Origin of the sequence: Tissierella pigra (assembly GCF_009695605.1) — a bacterium.
In the GTDB taxonomy this organism is placed as follows: domain Bacteria; phylum Bacillota; class Clostridia; order Tissierellales; family Tissierellaceae; genus Tissierella; species Tissierella pigra.
In genome coordinates this window covers 1-13,467 of the sequence record NZ_VUNQ01000021.1, presented here as the reverse complement: position 1 = coordinate 13,467, position 13,467 = coordinate 1, and the positions used below count along the sequence as shown (strand labels likewise).

Genomic DNA, 13,467 nt, shown 5'->3' with positions numbered 1-13,467 from the left:
TCACCCTCCTTAGTAGTAATTAATATTGTCTTTTACTCGTGTCAATTTCTTCAATCATATTCACATTTGCAAAGTTTATTAGGTGTTGGTCGCCTGATGATGTTCTGATTAGTGCTGAATTTCCTTCTTGATGGATTTCCTTCACATTATGAAAATTTCTTGAAGTTGACTGGCTATTAAACCAAACTTTTATTGTCGCATTATCAAATTCTGCTTTCATTCAATCACCTTCATTTCAGGATTTTCCCATATATTGCTTAAAATCTCCATGAAGTGAGTATCTGGGTCGGTTTCATCATCTTTGATATTCCATAACCAAAGTGAATGATACCTTATGCCGTCCTTTATTTTCTCTGCTATATGCCATCCGAATTGATGCCATACTACTTCGCCGATATATTCTTCCATTCCCTCTACTTCTTCTCTGCGACAATCTTTGAATATAAATCTTTTTACTTTTACGATATCACCTTGGAATACTTTCTTTTTATGGATATCTTTTATCCCGATGTATAGCATAAATTCATAAACTGATTCATACCAAAGTCTAAAGTTTATGAATCCAACCACACTAGAGAATACTCCATCCCAATAAGTTGCACTGTTATCTTCATTGTCATAAACCATGATTTTATTTTCTTTATTCCATGCCCTAACTTCAATCTCTTGCATTACTCCACCTCCACCCTTTTAAATTCGATAACCCATACATATGGATTAGCTTCCCATCCATATTTATCAAGGTCTTGTTTCTTAATTGTAGAATTCCACAAGTTAGGGAATTTTCTAGAAGGTATTTTCTCTCTATATTTCCATATACCTTCTTTAATTAGATCTGTTAAGGTTATATCCCTTAATCTCTCAACTCTTACATCAGTAACTTTTAAAAATATCCTTGCTGCTGATTTGGGCATATGGATTGAAGGTTTCCATTTAAACATCGATGGCGGAAACGTATCATCTTCTGTAGTGCCATAATTTGTTCTATAGACAAAGCAACCATATTTGCCTTTATAAGAGTCTTTTCTTTCGTCAGATATATTGCAACCAGGAGTAAAATCTCTGTGAATTTCATTTTCTATACATTCATCACAAGAAATAAAGCTCCACGTTTCTCTAATATAGAGAATATCTCCTACTTTGTATCTACATAAATCTTTAGCATCATGATAATCTCCGTATTCGTCAGGTATCTTTAACCAACTACTATCATGCTTATCTGTATCAGCTAATCCTAAATCCAGTTTTACAACTCTTCTTGTCACAGTTTTTCTACCTTCCAGTATCGCCTGTACCATTTCAGTATTGAATAAAATCGGCTTTGCTATCTTTAATAATTCCTCTCTTTTCACTATCTTGACCCCCTATCTAATATCTTCATATTTCAATATTTGAAATTCCTCTGGAACATTTGACAATTGCATTGTTAGCGCTTTGATTATTCTTATATCTTCTGACCTCTCCCACTCTATAAGCCATCTATTATCATCAAATAGGATTAGTTGATCGAACCTATAACCTCCTAAATGCCTATCATCTACTATTGGAATAGCCTTTAGTCTTGTACCATCTTTTAAGATAATTATTAAACTTTCAAAATATACAGCTCTAACTTGTTCTCTATTATTTTCTAAAAACTGTCTAAATCCATAGTTCGTTAGTTTGGCATTGTAGCCTAAAAATGCAATATCAAAATATTCAAAAGGCTCCCTTTCTATTCCTGTTACCTTGGTAGACACCTATTCCACCTCCACCAATTTCATTACGGAAACGTAAGTCTCAACCGTGATTTTAGATATGCTTTGCATCTTTTCTATTGACCTTCTTCTATATTTTTGAGCTTGATCTTTAGTGAGAAAATGTTTTTCTGCTTTTAGTTCTTCTAACACTTCTGCCCAAGTTTTATTTTCTAAGTAAAACAGTTTTAGTATTTGTTGCTGTAATTGACTTAATCTTCTAAAGCCTATATTTAACTTGTCATCTACTAACTCTATAGAGAATTTTTCCTTCTTAATTGATTCCAATGTACTGTAATAGTCACGATCTATAACTTGCAGGTAACTTGCAGCTATATCTCCAGTTGTGTCACTGATTTTTCCTGATGGAGGAATATCACTTACAACTTTGTTACCTATAGCTTGGGTAAAAATATAATCATCTGTTTCATCTGTATTTTTTACTTCTAATGCTTTAAGTTCTAATGTTAAACTTTCTTTTATTCCTTGAATTGTCGGCCATGCTCTTATTAAGTTCTCTGTTTGAATATAACCAATGTATTCTACTGTCATTTATTCACCCCTTTGTATTAACTTCACTACTCTGGCCTATGAATTGATTTTTCTTTTTCAAAACCTTCTGGGTATCTTTCTTTTAATTTTTCTATATTGTGTATTGCTACTTCTTCTATAGTAAGTTCTAACCCAACACAAGTTTCAGCTATATACCAAAGTACATCTCCTAATTCATCTATCAGCTTTTCTTTATCCAATTCATGTCCTTGAAAATAAAACTTCTTTAAAACATCTATACATTCCCCTGCTTCTCCATTTAAGCCCATTAAACCGTTTTCAATTTTATCTGATTTACATTTTGTGTTACTTGTCCTTTGTGCTAAGTTTTGATATTCATTAAAATCCATATCATCTCTCCCCTTTCCTTTTCTTATATGATTGCAATATCTTCTCTTTGGTCTTTTCTCCAATTCCTTTTATATCTAGATGTTCTAGAAACTGTACTAATTCTATCTGAACATCTACTTGTTGACCTGTCTTTGTTCCTTCTTGAAATCCATCCTTGAATCCTTCTTCATAGATTGTCCTAAGGAAGTCTTCCATTTCTTGTCTATCATATTTTTTTATTGACTTATAAATCTTTCTATTTAGCAATTGCTTTTCCAACTTTCCCCCTCCTTCAATTTCCTTGGAAATTACAATAGTTCTACATTTCTCTACTGTGTACATCAAATTTCTATCTATTAAGCTACCTGTTGACTCTGAATTGTAACATTTAGTTCTTCGAATCCTAATACCTCCATTGCATTTATAATGTCCTTTAATTGATTGCTGGCATCTTCTACTGTTAATTTAAGTGTCATAGTCATGAATCCATTTGCTGGATTTATTTCAGGTTCTTCTATTATTTCTTTTTGTGCAACTTCTTCTGGAATATCAAGTCTATGTTCTGTCGCTGGGTTTGGAATTACATTCTCTACTAAAAATACTTTTTCTACTGGTATTTCTTTCTCTTTGACTATTCTGTATTCGCCTACATACTTTCTAGCTGTTGTATAAGCCACCCCAGTTTTTTTACTTATTTGACTTGGATTTAATTCTGTTTCCTCTGCTAATTTCTTTGCTAATGTAAAATCTGGTGTTTTTTTCTCAATGCAATCCCTATGCTCTTTTATAAGTTTTCTTGCAGTTGGATAAGATACTCCTGTTTGTTTCTGTATTTGAGTCGGAGTAAGATCTGTTTCTTTTACCAACTTTATTGATTCTGCTATAGTATCTTTGACAATGATAGTATTGTTCTTCTTAGTCACTTCATTTCCCCCTTTATATGTTTTCTGTAATTTCATTAAAATCCTACTTACTTGAACTTGGCTAATACCTAATATTTCTGCTATTTCCATTTGAGTTTTTTCCTGCAATCTAAGCTCCACTATTTTTCTAGTGCGTTCATCTAATTTATTTAGGAACAACTCAATTTCTAGGTTCGAGTCAAAATCTACCTCAGTGCCGATTTTATCTGTCATGCTAATTGATTTTCCTTCATCATCATATATTTCTCTGTCTAGTGAATCTATATATTTACACCTATAGTAATCTAATGCGTTTCTTACTCTTTCTATTGGTATTTCCAATATATCTGCTATTACCTCTGGATTTTCATTCAGAAGATCTGCTCCTAATATTTCATAATAATCACTTTTGGATTGCCTTGTAAATCTAACTGTATCTGAGTTATCTCTAATAAATCTTTGAATTTCTCCTTCTATCATAGGTACTGCATAAGTTGAAAACTGTGTTCCAAAGTTTGGGTCAAATCTTTCATATGCTTTTATCAAACCTATGACTCCAATATTTTCCAAATCCTCTTTTTCCATGAATGGATTATCTACTATTCTATAAGCATGTTTGTTTACTACCATTCTTACTAACCCCATATTTTGTAATATGAAAGTTTCTCTATCCACTCCTTCCATGCTTTTCCTCCTTGCTGGTTATATATTGTTTTCTTTTGCCCATTTCTCATATGTTTCTTCGAATTGCTTGGGTGTAAATGTACTAGATAATCCTGTTTGAGAATCAATTATTATTATTTTGTTATCTTTAGTTATTGCAAGTCCAACTTCTAAAGTTCCTAATGCCGTGAATATCATTTCTAATGCTAGAGATATTCTTCCTGAAGCTTCTTTCTTTTTCTCATCTTGAATCACACTCTAACCCCCTTCATTCGCTTTACTGCGTGATATAAATAATCTCCATACTCATTATCACTTTTTTTATTATTACTTAATTCTAGTGATTTTTCTTTAAATGCAAGATACCAATTGCAATTGCTATGACAACCGATTTCTCTATTTGAGCATTTATAGCACGGATTTTTCATTTAATCACTTCCTTAACTTTAATAATTCCAATCAATATATCTGCTTTTAGAAAACTTTGACAGTATCCTAGTTTATTTTTCAACGTAATATGCCTTGTGGTATCTTGGATAAAAACTCCTTTAAAATAATCATCTAATTTCTGACTCTCTTGCTTTGGCATGAATACTTCATATTCTTTCCCTATTTCTAGCTTCACAAGAGATAAATTCAAACCTCCATCTTCAATTTCCATATCCATTTTCTCTGCTTTTGGTATCACTCTTGTCATTTTGCTCTTCCCAATCAACCCCATTTTCCTTAGGTGTTGTATTTTGGAATTAACTTGATTTAGGGTTTTATCTATCTTTTCTCCTATTTCTCTATTTGAAATTTTTTCATGGTTATCTATAACAAACTGCTCTTCCTCTTTAGTCCATAAGGTGTACTTGAATACCACATAAGTTCACTCCCTTCTAGAATGGAATATCCTCATCATCAGTTGGATGGAAACCTTCTATACCACTAAAACCTGAAGAAGAATCATTGAAACTTGAGGTCTGATTCTTATCTCCCCACTCTAAGAACTCAACGTTAGTAGCTACAACTTCTGTTGTATATACTCTTTGACCTTCTTTTTCATAGGAGCCAGTTTGGATTCTTCCTTGGATACCTACTAATCTACCTTTTACTAGGAAATTAGCTGCACTTTCAGCAGGTTTTCCCCATACAGTGATATTTATAAAGTCAGCTGTTGGTTGACCTTTTGACTCCATTTCTTCTTTCTTAGCCTTTGATAATCCCCTATCTACTGCAAGTCCAAATTTTGTAACTGCTGTTCCGTTACCTGGTATATATCTTAGTTCTGGATCTCTTGTTAATCTTCCAATTAGCACTACATTATTCATTTACAACACTCTCCTTTGATTGTTTTTCTCCACAAAATGGGCAATATTCCATTGTAAAACTCTGTTGCTTTGTCTTTGCCATCATTCTTCCTGTTTTAGTAACGTGAACCCAATTTATATTTATTGGGAGTGTTAATGCCATTTTTCCACTATCAATTAACCAAGCTTTATTTTCGAACCCTACATCTAAATCTTCAATATCTTTAAATTTAGAGTCATTCTTCTTTAGATGTTCTTTGAAGCTCTGTTCTGTTTTTTCTATGCAATCACACATTATTCATCCCTCCTATTTAATTACTTTTAAATGTTTAGGTCTTGGCTTTGACACTTTAGCTGTAGTTCCTATCTTTTTATCTAGTAGAAATTGATTCCCTCTACTATCTGTGTGCATTGTATATGTCTTGATTGCATTTTTTGTTGCCCATTCTTCCATCAATGAAGGTTGCCCTTGTAACTTTCTTAAATCACTCATACAACACATACCTTCAACTACAAACCTTAAAATATCTCGATTATAATATTCCCATAAGAAGTTTAATGCCTTTTCTCCTGTTCCTATTGGTGCATCAAGGTCTAGCGTATTAATGTAATTCATGGTATAGAAATAATCTTTCACTTGCCATTTATCGCCGTCATACTCTTTAGCTATAGGAAATATATTCATGAATTCTCTTGATGTTAAAAGCCCTATGCAATCCTGTATAATGTTTATAGTCTGAAACCTTTGCTCTACTTCTTCTCGAGTTATATAATCTGACCTCGGTCTTGTAATAATAGATTTCACTCCATAAAATACAGTTTTTTTAATATGTTCCAATACTCTATTTTCTTCCTGAAGTATTTTTGTTAATGATTTTAGATATGCTCTCATGTAGATTTCATGTCTATTTTGTTTAGTTATATTAGTCATCATTCATTTCTCCAATTTCCTCTGCTACTATTACTGCCACTTCCCAAAATGCTTGTAATAGATCCTCATTTAAAACTTCTATATCAGGTTCAGATTGCATCATGTTTTTAAATATCTTTACATTCCATTCATAAATTCCTTTATCAGATGCTGTCCTAATGGTCTTAGTAATCTTTTCAAATGGAATAAAATTATTTACTCCAATGTGTTTATATTTGGTTTTAATAAATCCTATTAGTTGGTCTAGCTTAAATAGAGGAATCTCTGTATACTCGCCTTCATCTGGTGATTTGCTGAATAACATTAAATCATCTGCATCATAATCGTAATACCAATAATCCCCTTCTCCCCTAAACTCTTCATCTACTCTTGCTACTGTAAAATCCTTATCTTCATCTACAGAATAAATCGTGTCACCTTCTTCTATTTCCCACCAATCAATAAATATTTTTTGTATTTTCCTAGGTAGCTCTAAGAACTGCTCTGCTATAATGTAATTCATTATTCAACCCCCTTTATTATTTCATTAACATATCCTTTTATTTTTAGTAAATCATCTAAATCTAAACCACTAATCATTGCACCTATTTCACACTGTAATTGCCTTTCTCTTTCTATTCTTTTTACTAGGCTTTCATATGTTTCTCTATCAGGATAAGCCTTATAATAGCAAGTAATCCCATCACTTATACCTGTTTTCTTATCAAAACGTAATTCTCTTTCTCTGCTGCAAGTCTTAACATAAAAACTTATCGTATTTACTTTTGTTATTTCTCCTTTAAATGTCCTTGCTTCTCTATTCACAAACTTATCATGCGTTACAATAAATATTTGCTGTCCTTCCTTTACTGGAAATCTCATCTAACCCCTCCTATTCTTTCAAGCTTTCATATCTTTCCTTTGTAGCTAACCCACCTCTAATATACCTTTCTTCCCAGTTGGCATCTAAAACTTCTCTAACCTTCTCATACAAGGAGTGGTTTATATATTTAAGTCTAATTATTAAATCTTTATGAACCGTTGATTTAGATACTCCCATATGTTTAGCCGTCTCCCTTATTGTTGCATTGTTTTTTACAAGATAATTTGCTGATTCAATTGCTCTCTGCTCCATATATTCTTTATTCCTTCCCACAGATTCACCCCCTATTCTAAAAGCAACCTTTGCAATCTTTCATTCTCCTGTCTAGCCAAATTATTTCTTATGCTTTCTTCTGGAAACTTCACCGGAGTAGCCATTCTCTCAATTCGGCTCTTTAATCTTCTGTCATGTTTCAATTCATCTAATGATAAATTCGAAGTAAATATAGTTACTTTTTTATTGTCCATTCTAGAATCCAATATTGAGTAAAACGTTGATTTTACCCAAGGAGTAGGGTTCTCTACCCCCACATCATCTAAAATTAGTACCTCGACTTTTCTAATTGAATCTATTAATTCCTTTTGAGACATTTCACTATTGCTGTTAAATGTATCTGTAATTTCATTTAGCAAATCTACTGTTTTGGTATATTTTACTTGCACTCGCTTTACTTTAATAAGTGCATTGCCAATACTTATTGCCATTCGAGTTTTGCCACTTCCAGCTTCTGTGCTATACATATACAAACCTTTGCCTTCATCTTGAAATTCTTCAAAGTTCTTTACAAAATTAGCTGCTACTTTCTTAGCTATTGTTGCTATTGTTTTGCTATCTGGTCTAGTGTATATGTCTATCTCAAAACTCTTAATTGTTAGGGCTTGAAACTCTTTAGGAATATTTGCAAATTCTAACTTTCTATCAATGATTTTGTCATGTTGACATTGACAAATTTTTGCATTATCATCATCGATTAAAAACATTCCAGATCCATCACATTTATTGTAAGGACAACTAGAAGTCGATTTCTCCGATTGGCTCGACACTTCCATCTTCTCCGATAAGTCCAGATTCTTTTGCAAGTTTTTCAAGTCTAAGACTTTCTTCTGAAGCTCCTCCACTGTCCTTGGATGTTCCTTTAGAATTTCCTTTATTTGCTCCACTTCCTTTCACCCCTTTATAAACTTCTTCATCCTTGGCATTTCTCATGATTCCATAACAGTAATTCTCTCTTTTATCGTGATATTTGGGATTATTGATATAGACATTTAACCCATATATAACTGTATCTGGCTTAAACTTCTCCCATTCTGTATAGATTTTTACGATTACACTGTCAGCGATCTTACCATTTTTTCTAGTCCACCTAAGGATGTCAAAATATTCATCTATTATTTTTATTTGAGATTCTGAATACCTAAGACGCAAATTTTTAATTTGCAAATCAACATCATGTTCTTTTACTTTACTTTCCTTTACTTTACTTTCCTTTACTTTACTTTGTGGTGTTATCTCTGTAGTTATTGAGCTGTCCTCGGTTTCTACTGGTAGAAACTCGTCTGTACTGTCATTACTACTAGCAATAACTGGCTTTTCAGGCAAATCAGATTTTCTATTGCTGTAAACTGGAGATAAATTATTTACAAAATTATCACTCCAAATTATCTTTTCTTCCCACAAATCTCTATCTATTGCTTCAAGTTCTGCTAACATATTTAATATTTCTATAGCTTTTTCTTCTTCCACTCGAGTTTTAGCTAGTAGAAACTTCCATGCAGGTACGTTGCTACAGTCATAATAATGGCCGTCAGTATTCCCTAGTAGTTCTAATAATTTAAACCAAAAGGCATATCCGTCATTTCCATACGATTGCTCTAAGATAAATAATGTTTTACCGCTACTAACAAAGTGAGGAAAGTAATCTACTGTTTCTTTTTTAGGTCTTGCCATTAATCACCACCCCATTCTAAAATCTTTACTTCTAGGTCCTTAACTCCAAACTTCATAGCCTGGTTATAAGTTTCATGAAATAAATCTATTCTGATATTTTTATTGTCATTTCTTAATGCTCCACCAGTGTCCCCAACCTCTACAACTCCCCAATCAGGTATTTCTAATCTAGTACCATAAGGAAGCTTTCTTGGGTCTGCTGCCACTATTCCTCGACTTACTTGTTTACCTATAGAAGTTCTATTTGGATTACCTTCAGCTTGTTGGCCATCTACATTGTCTAGTGGAGAATAGGCAGTTAATTTGGCCCTTATGGTCCTTAGTTGCTCGTTTTCCCCTTCTAACTTGATTAAATCATTTTCCAATAACTCTATTTGGAGAACAAGGTTTTCCTCTAGCTCTTCTTGCAACCTTACCAGTTCCACATAATAATTCTTCAATTTATTTAAGTACGCTATTTGATTTTCAAGTTCCGTTATTTCTATCTCTAATTGAGATATTTCTTGTTTAAATTCTTGGCTTAGTGTCAATAATGCTACTATGGATATGGTTGATATTATGATAAATAGAATCCAAACCTTAGTATCTTTGTCTATTTTAATCACTCCCTTACCTCTAAAAACTTGCTACAATATCCACCTTCTTGGATACTGGAAGGAATTCTTTTATACTTTTCACATATGGTTGTAAGTCCTAGTTTCTGATGTTGGCACTTATTGCAGATTGGGGTTCTCTTAATGCCGATTCCGAAAAATTCTCTCATTATTTCCCTCTGTTGGTTATTATAATAATTCACATCACTCCCCCTTTAACTGTCTCTCCATTTCCCTTTTAATCATTTCTCTAGCCCAATTTTTTAACTTTTGAATAGGTGTATCTGGCTCACAAGGAACCCATACGACTATGGAATCTTTCACATATAGACAATTTATAGTTACATATCTACCAAACATAATTAATCGCCCTCCCCATGGTACTTAGTGAAATCAAATTTCCCTTCTTCATAGCTACTACATTGCATATTGTAATTAGCATTTTTTATTGATTCGATATTCCAATCCTGTATATCAAGCGATATTACGGTACAATCTGGGATATTTGGTTCACGATACATTCCCCATTCAGTTCCATATTCTTCGCATTCTTGCCAGCCCTTTAGATACTTACAAGTGAAACAATTCTTTAACTCTGGATTGAATTTGCAATGGTGTCTATCTGGTGTCTTGAAGTCTTTTTTACAGAATCGACATTGATATCTAGTTACTTCTTTCATGGTCATTTTTTTCACCTTCCCACTCTAGACAAGTATCATTTTCTGAAACTGATTCACAACATTTATCACTTCTTCCGTTACTACAATGCTCTTTATATATCCATTTGCAATTTTCACATATTTTCAATGGTATTCCTCCTAACTAAAACTAGCTTCTGGCTCTGCTTCAATTTCCACTTCATCATTTTCATAATCAGTATCAATTATTATTTTTGTTCCAGATTGAGCTAGGTTCATTAAGAATATAGAAAATTCATCAAGTCGTCTTAGTGAGCTGATATTGTTAATAGATTGAGAAGTAATAGTCCAATCCCATCTACTAAATTTACTAATTTTTATTTCAACATTCATTTTTTCATCTTTTTCATGTTTATGATATCCTAAAAGTACCCCAAATAATAATTGAAAATTCCTCTAGAGGAAATATATAATATCCCTATGACAATTCATAGGGGGTTAGGGGATGATAAGTTTAATGGATAAACAAGGAATAATAATAGACGGATTTTTAAAAGGAAATTCTCAATGGGAAATTCATAGAAATACAGGATTTGATAGAAAGACAATTAGAAAATATATTAGGGAATATGAAGAAAGTAGATCTAAATTATTGAGTGGGGAAGGTGATAAATTAATGCTAACTGAGGAAATAGTAGAGTCACCAAAATATGATTCAAGCAACAGAACTAAGATAAAGTTAACTGAAGTAATAATGGATAAGATAGATTTCTATCTAGAGGAAAACCGGGAAAAAAGAAGTACGGGTAAGGGTAAACAACAAAAGAAAAATATAGATATACATAGTTGTTTAATTGATGAAGGACATAATATTAGTTATTCAACGGTTTGTAACTATATCAGAAATAAGTTAAATGAAAAAAAGGAAGCATACATCAGACAAGAATATGAATTAGGTCATGTGGTTGAATTTGACTGGGGTCATGTTAAATTAGAAATAGATGGTGAAGATAAAAACATACAAATGGCTGTAATGGTAACAGCTAAAGGTAATTACAGGTTTGCATACCTTTATCAAAATCAAAAAATGGAAAGTTTTCTAGACTCTCATGTTAGGTTTTTTAACCATATAGGAGGTGTTCACAAGGAAATAGTTTATGACAATATGAAAGTGGCAGTTAAAAGATTTGTAACAAAAACTGAAAAAGAACCAACAGAAGAACTTTTAAAATTATCTATGTACTATGGCTTTAACTATAGATTTTGTAATGCTAGACGTGGAAATGAAAAGGGACATGTTGAAAGATCAGTAGAGTATGTAAGAAGAAAAGCATTTAGTAAAAAAGATAAATTTGAAACATTAGAGGAGGCCAATAAATATCTGGAAGAAGAATTAATTAAATTAAATTCAAAAGAACAAAAATATAATGAAAACAAAACAGCAAAAGATATATTAATAGAGGAAGTCCCCTACTTAATAAAACTTATGCCTACTTATGATATTTCAAGATTAATAGAATTAAGAGTAAATAAATACTCAGTAATAACAATAGATGAAAATAAATACTCAGTACCAGACTATCTAGTGGGAAAGTTTGTAATGACAAAGGTATATCCAAACAAGATAATAATCTACCATGAAAATAATAAGGTAGCAGAACATAAAAGAAGTTTTGGATTAAGTACATGGGATATAGAAATAAAACATTATTTAAATACATTAAAAAAGAAGCCTGGGGCAATTCATAACAGCACAGCCATGCGTCAAATGAATTCCAAGCTTCAAAACATCTATAATAAATATTATACACAAAATCCAAGAGATTTCATAGACCTAATTGAATTAATTTCAAAAGAAGATTTAGAGAAAATAGAAAAGATTATAAAAGAATTAGAAAAAATAAGTCCTTTAAATATAGATACAGAAAAAATAAAACTTTTATGTTATAGAAAAAATGAAGCCATGGAGGAAAATAAATATAAAAATACAGAAATAGAAAAGCAATCAAAGCTAATTCTAAGTGATTATGGAAAACTATTAAACAATTCAAGTATAGAATTTGATAAAGGAGCTTTGATAATATGAAAAAGAATATGGCTAAAGAAAATATTAAAAATCTAGCAAAGGAGCTAAAGCTTCCATATATAAATAGAAGTGTAGAAGAAGAAATTAATGAAGCAAATATAAGAAATTTAACATATGAAGATTTTCTTTTATCAATACTTGAAAATGAGTACGACTTAAGAAAAACTAATGGGATAAAAAGTAGAATTAGACAAGCAAGATTTCCATATAAAAAATATCTAGAAGATTTAAGTCTAGAGGACTTACCACAAGACGCAAGGGATAAAGTAAAGGTATTTTCATCCTTAGACTTTATAAAAACAGGGCAAAATATAATATTAGCTGGTAATCCTGGAACAGGAAAAACACATATGGCTATAGGAATAGGTATTAAAGCCTGTACAAAGGGTTACAAGGTATTATTTACAACAATCCCTTTACTTGTAAATGAATTAAAAGAAAGCAGATCAGAGAAAACACTTAGGGCCTTTGAAAAACGTTTTGAAAAGTATGATTTAATAATAGCAGATGAATTAGGATATATCTCCTTTGATAAAGAGGCTTCAGAATTATTATTTACTTATCTCTCATTAAGAGCAGGAAGGAAGTCAACAATAATTACAACTAATTTATCATTTGAAAGATGGGATGAAATATTTAAAGACCCAGTAATGACAGCTGCTATGATAGATAGGCTTACACATAAATCATATATAGTTAATATGAATGGAAATTCTTATAGATTTAAAGAAACACAGCTTTGGTTAGAAGAGCAATAATTTTTTTATCCAACTAGAGGAATTTTGGAGTAAAATATGGGGGAAATTTCGGTAGTGTAAAATAATCTGTGCTTTTGCGAAATAAAATTCTCTTTTCTGGCAAGAATCAAAATATGATTTAAACCAGAAAGGAGAATTTTTTATGTCAACATTACCAAAAGAAATTTTAAGAAATAT

General features: G+C 31.8%; 26 protein-coding genes. 2 read left to right on the top strand and 24 right to left on the bottom strand.

The genetic code is table 11. The annotated features are described in order from the left end of the window. Positions 1-19 precede the first annotated feature (19 nt). The 24 genes from FYJ83_RS10645 to FYJ83_RS10530 form a co-directional block, all read right to left on the bottom strand. Complete coding sequence (locus tag FYJ83_RS10645) at positions 20-220, bottom strand: hypothetical protein (RefSeq protein WP_154440405.1); 201 nt, start codon at positions 218-220, stop codon at positions 20-22. Further along, a complete protein-coding gene (locus FYJ83_RS10640; protein WP_154440403.1) occupies positions 217-672 on the bottom strand; it encodes a YopX family protein in 456 nt (151 codons plus the stop codon). Before FYJ83_RS10640 ends, FYJ83_RS10645 begins: the two co-directional genes overlap by 4 nt. After that, positions 672-1,352, bottom strand: coding sequence for a hypothetical protein (locus FYJ83_RS10635; protein ID WP_229768566.1), 681 nt, complete (start codon positions 1,350-1,352; stop codon positions 672-674). Before FYJ83_RS10635 ends, FYJ83_RS10640 begins: the two co-directional genes overlap by 1 nt. A 12-nt stretch (positions 1,353-1,364) precedes the next feature. Further along, on the bottom strand, positions 1,365-1,739 hold the full coding sequence (locus FYJ83_RS10630) for a hypothetical protein (protein WP_154440401.1): 375 nt from the start codon (positions 1,737-1,739) through the stop codon (positions 1,365-1,367). Beyond that, on the bottom strand, positions 1,740-2,288 hold the full coding sequence (locus tag FYJ83_RS10625; RefSeq protein ID WP_154440399.1) for a hypothetical protein: 549 nt from the start codon (positions 2,286-2,288) through the stop codon (positions 1,740-1,742). 26 nt (positions 2,289-2,314) lie between these two features. Further along, positions 2,315-2,638 carry a nucleoside triphosphate pyrophosphohydrolase family protein gene (locus tag FYJ83_RS10620; protein ID WP_154440397.1) on the bottom strand — a complete coding sequence of 108 codons (324 nt, stop codon included), beginning with the start codon at positions 2,636-2,638 and terminating at the stop codon, positions 2,315-2,317. A gap of 1 nt (position 2,639) precedes the next feature. Then, positions 2,640-2,897: a hypothetical protein gene (locus FYJ83_RS10615; RefSeq protein WP_154440395.1), complete on the bottom strand. Its 258-nt coding sequence runs from the start codon at positions 2,895-2,897 to the stop codon at positions 2,640-2,642. A gap of 77 nt (positions 2,898-2,974) precedes the next feature. Beyond that, the gene (locus tag FYJ83_RS10610) at positions 2,975-4,204 is read right to left on the bottom strand and encodes a sigma-70 family RNA polymerase sigma factor (protein WP_154440393.1); all 1,230 of its coding nucleotides are present in this window, start codon (positions 4,202-4,204) and stop codon (positions 2,975-2,977) included. Positions 4,205-4,222: 18 nt separating this feature from the next. Further along, positions 4,223-4,438 carry a hypothetical protein gene (locus tag FYJ83_RS10605; protein WP_154440391.1) on the bottom strand — a complete coding sequence of 72 codons (216 nt, stop codon included), beginning with the start codon at positions 4,436-4,438 and terminating at the stop codon, positions 4,223-4,225. Further along, complete coding sequence (locus FYJ83_RS10600) at positions 4,435-4,611, bottom strand: hypothetical protein (RefSeq protein ID WP_154440389.1); 177 nt, start codon at positions 4,609-4,611, stop codon at positions 4,435-4,437. Before FYJ83_RS10600 ends, FYJ83_RS10605 begins: the two co-directional genes overlap by 4 nt. After that, positions 4,608-5,048, bottom strand: a complete 441-nt coding sequence (locus FYJ83_RS10595; protein ID WP_154440387.1) for a hypothetical protein — start codon at positions 5,046-5,048, stop codon at positions 4,608-4,610. The genes FYJ83_RS10600 and FYJ83_RS10595 overlap by 4 nt, the downstream gene beginning before the upstream one ends. A gap of 16 nt (positions 5,049-5,064) precedes the next feature. After that, complete coding sequence (locus FYJ83_RS10590) at positions 5,065-5,496, bottom strand: single-stranded DNA-binding protein (RefSeq protein WP_154440385.1); 432 nt, start codon at positions 5,494-5,496, stop codon at positions 5,065-5,067. Beyond that, positions 5,489-5,770: a hypothetical protein gene (locus FYJ83_RS10585; RefSeq protein WP_154440384.1), complete on the bottom strand. Its 282-nt coding sequence runs from the start codon at positions 5,768-5,770 to the stop codon at positions 5,489-5,491. The genes FYJ83_RS10590 and FYJ83_RS10585 overlap by 8 nt, the downstream gene beginning before the upstream one ends. Before the next feature lie 12 nt (positions 5,771-5,782). Continuing rightward, positions 5,783-6,406 carry a hypothetical protein gene (locus FYJ83_RS10580; protein ID WP_195837982.1) on the bottom strand — a complete coding sequence of 208 codons (624 nt, stop codon included), beginning with the start codon at positions 6,404-6,406 and terminating at the stop codon, positions 5,783-5,785. Continuing rightward, complete coding sequence (locus FYJ83_RS10575) at positions 6,399-6,908, bottom strand: hypothetical protein (RefSeq protein ID WP_154440380.1); 510 nt, start codon at positions 6,906-6,908, stop codon at positions 6,399-6,401. The genes FYJ83_RS10580 and FYJ83_RS10575 overlap by 8 nt, the downstream gene beginning before the upstream one ends. Further along, positions 6,908-7,267 (bottom strand): beta barrel domain-containing protein, encoded by a 360-nt coding sequence (locus tag FYJ83_RS10570; protein ID WP_154440378.1) that lies wholly within the window; start codon positions 7,265-7,267, stop codon positions 6,908-6,910. The genes FYJ83_RS10575 and FYJ83_RS10570 overlap by 1 nt, the downstream gene beginning before the upstream one ends. 10 nt (positions 7,268-7,277) lie before the next feature. After that, the gene (locus FYJ83_RS10565) at positions 7,278-7,541 is read right to left on the bottom strand and encodes a sporulation transcriptional regulator SpoIIID (RefSeq protein WP_326828336.1); all 264 of its coding nucleotides are present in this window, start codon (positions 7,539-7,541) and stop codon (positions 7,278-7,280) included. Between the two features lie 11 nt (positions 7,542-7,552). Continuing rightward, positions 7,553-8,311, bottom strand: a complete 759-nt coding sequence (locus FYJ83_RS10560) for an ATP-binding protein (protein WP_195837981.1) — start codon at positions 8,309-8,311, stop codon at positions 7,553-7,555. Continuing rightward, positions 8,280-9,215 (bottom strand): Lin1244/Lin1753 domain-containing protein, encoded by a 936-nt coding sequence (locus FYJ83_RS10555; RefSeq protein ID WP_154440375.1) that lies wholly within the window; start codon positions 9,213-9,215, stop codon positions 8,280-8,282. The genes FYJ83_RS10560 and FYJ83_RS10555 overlap by 32 nt, the downstream gene beginning before the upstream one ends. Next, positions 9,215-9,820 (bottom strand): 3D domain-containing protein, encoded by a 606-nt coding sequence (locus FYJ83_RS20455; protein ID WP_154440373.1) that lies wholly within the window; start codon positions 9,818-9,820, stop codon positions 9,215-9,217. The genes FYJ83_RS10555 and FYJ83_RS20455 overlap by 1 nt, the downstream gene beginning before the upstream one ends. Further along, positions 9,817-10,011, bottom strand: coding sequence for a hypothetical protein (locus FYJ83_RS10545; RefSeq protein WP_154440371.1), 195 nt, complete (start codon positions 10,009-10,011; stop codon positions 9,817-9,819). The genes FYJ83_RS20455 and FYJ83_RS10545 overlap by 4 nt, the downstream gene beginning before the upstream one ends. 1 nt (position 10,012) lies before the next feature. Then, entirely contained in the window at positions 10,013-10,168 is a 156-nt protein-coding gene (locus tag FYJ83_RS10540; RefSeq protein WP_154440369.1) for a hypothetical protein, read from the bottom strand. A 303-nt stretch (positions 10,169-10,471) separates the two neighbouring features. Next, positions 10,472-10,615 (bottom strand): hypothetical protein, encoded by a 144-nt coding sequence (locus tag FYJ83_RS10535; RefSeq protein ID WP_154440367.1) that lies wholly within the window; start codon positions 10,613-10,615, stop codon positions 10,472-10,474. 11 nt (positions 10,616-10,626) lie between these two features. Continuing rightward, positions 10,627-10,839, bottom strand: coding sequence for a hypothetical protein (locus FYJ83_RS10530; RefSeq protein ID WP_154440366.1), 213 nt, complete (start codon positions 10,837-10,839; stop codon positions 10,627-10,629). A gap of 112 nt (positions 10,840-10,951) precedes the next feature. Here FYJ83_RS10530 and istA point away from each other — a divergent pair, with 112 nt between their 5' ends. After that, positions 10,952-12,532 carry an IS21 family transposase gene (gene istA / locus FYJ83_RS10525; RefSeq protein ID WP_154440364.1) on the top strand — a complete coding sequence of 527 codons (1,581 nt, stop codon included), beginning with the start codon at positions 10,952-10,954 and terminating at the stop codon, positions 12,530-12,532. Further along, positions 12,529-13,290 carry an IS21-like element helper ATPase IstB gene (istB, locus tag FYJ83_RS10520; RefSeq protein ID WP_154440362.1) on the top strand — a complete coding sequence of 254 codons (762 nt, stop codon included), beginning with the start codon at positions 12,529-12,531 and terminating at the stop codon, positions 13,288-13,290. The genes istA and istB overlap by 4 nt, the downstream gene beginning before the upstream one ends. Positions 13,291-13,467 lie beyond the last annotated feature (177 nt).

Bases quoted from the DNA above. Each gene is read 5' to 3' on its own strand.
- FYJ83_RS10555 (WP_154440375.1), bottom strand. From the start codon at position 9,215: ATGGCAAGACCTAAAAAAGAAACAGTAGATTACTTTCCTCACTTTGTT.
- FYJ83_RS10540 (WP_154440369.1), bottom strand. From the start codon at position 10,168: ATGTTTGGTAGATATGTAACTATAAATTGTCTATATGTGAAAGATTCC.
- FYJ83_RS10640 (WP_154440403.1), bottom strand. From the start codon at position 672: ATGCAAGAGATTGAAGTTAGGGCATGGAATAAAGAAAATAAAATCATG.
- FYJ83_RS10620 (WP_154440397.1), bottom strand. From the start codon at position 2,638: ATGGATTTTAATGAATATCAAAACTTAGCACAAAGGACAAGTAACACA.
- FYJ83_RS10610 (WP_154440393.1), bottom strand. From the start codon at position 4,204: ATGGAAGGAGTGGATAGAGAAACTTTCATATTACAAAATATGGGGTTA.
- istB (WP_154440362.1), top strand. From the start codon at position 12,529: ATGAAAAAGAATATGGCTAAAGAAAATATTAAAAATCTAGCAAAGGAG.
- FYJ83_RS10585 (WP_154440384.1), bottom strand. From the start codon at position 5,770: ATGTGTGATTGCATAGAAAAAACAGAACAGAGCTTCAAAGAACATCTA.
- FYJ83_RS10600 (WP_154440389.1), bottom strand. From the start codon at position 4,611: ATGAAAAATCCGTGCTATAAATGCTCAAATAGAGAAATCGGTTGTCAT.
- FYJ83_RS10625 (WP_154440399.1), bottom strand. From the start codon at position 2,288: ATGACAGTAGAATACATTGGTTATATTCAAACAGAGAACTTAATAAGA.
- FYJ83_RS10575 (WP_154440380.1), bottom strand. From the start codon at position 6,908: ATGAATTACATTATAGCAGAGCAGTTCTTAGAGCTACCTAGGAAAATA.
- FYJ83_RS10580 (WP_195837982.1), bottom strand. From the start codon at position 6,406: ATGACTAATATAACTAAACAAAATAGACATGAAATCTACATGAGAGCA.
- FYJ83_RS10590 (WP_154440385.1), bottom strand. From the start codon at position 5,496: ATGAATAATGTAGTGCTAATTGGAAGATTAACAAGAGATCCAGAACTA.
- istA (WP_154440364.1), top strand. From the start codon at position 10,952: ATGATAAGTTTAATGGATAAACAAGGAATAATAATAGACGGATTTTTA.
- FYJ83_RS10570 (WP_154440378.1), bottom strand. From the start codon at position 7,267: ATGAGATTTCCAGTAAAGGAAGGACAGCAAATATTTATTGTAACGCAT.
- FYJ83_RS10530 (WP_154440366.1), bottom strand. From the start codon at position 10,839: ATGAATGTTGAAATAAAAATTAGTAAATTTAGTAGATGGGATTGGACT.
- FYJ83_RS10645 (WP_154440405.1), bottom strand. From the start codon at position 220: ATGAAAGCAGAATTTGATAATGCGACAATAAAAGTTTGGTTTAATAGC.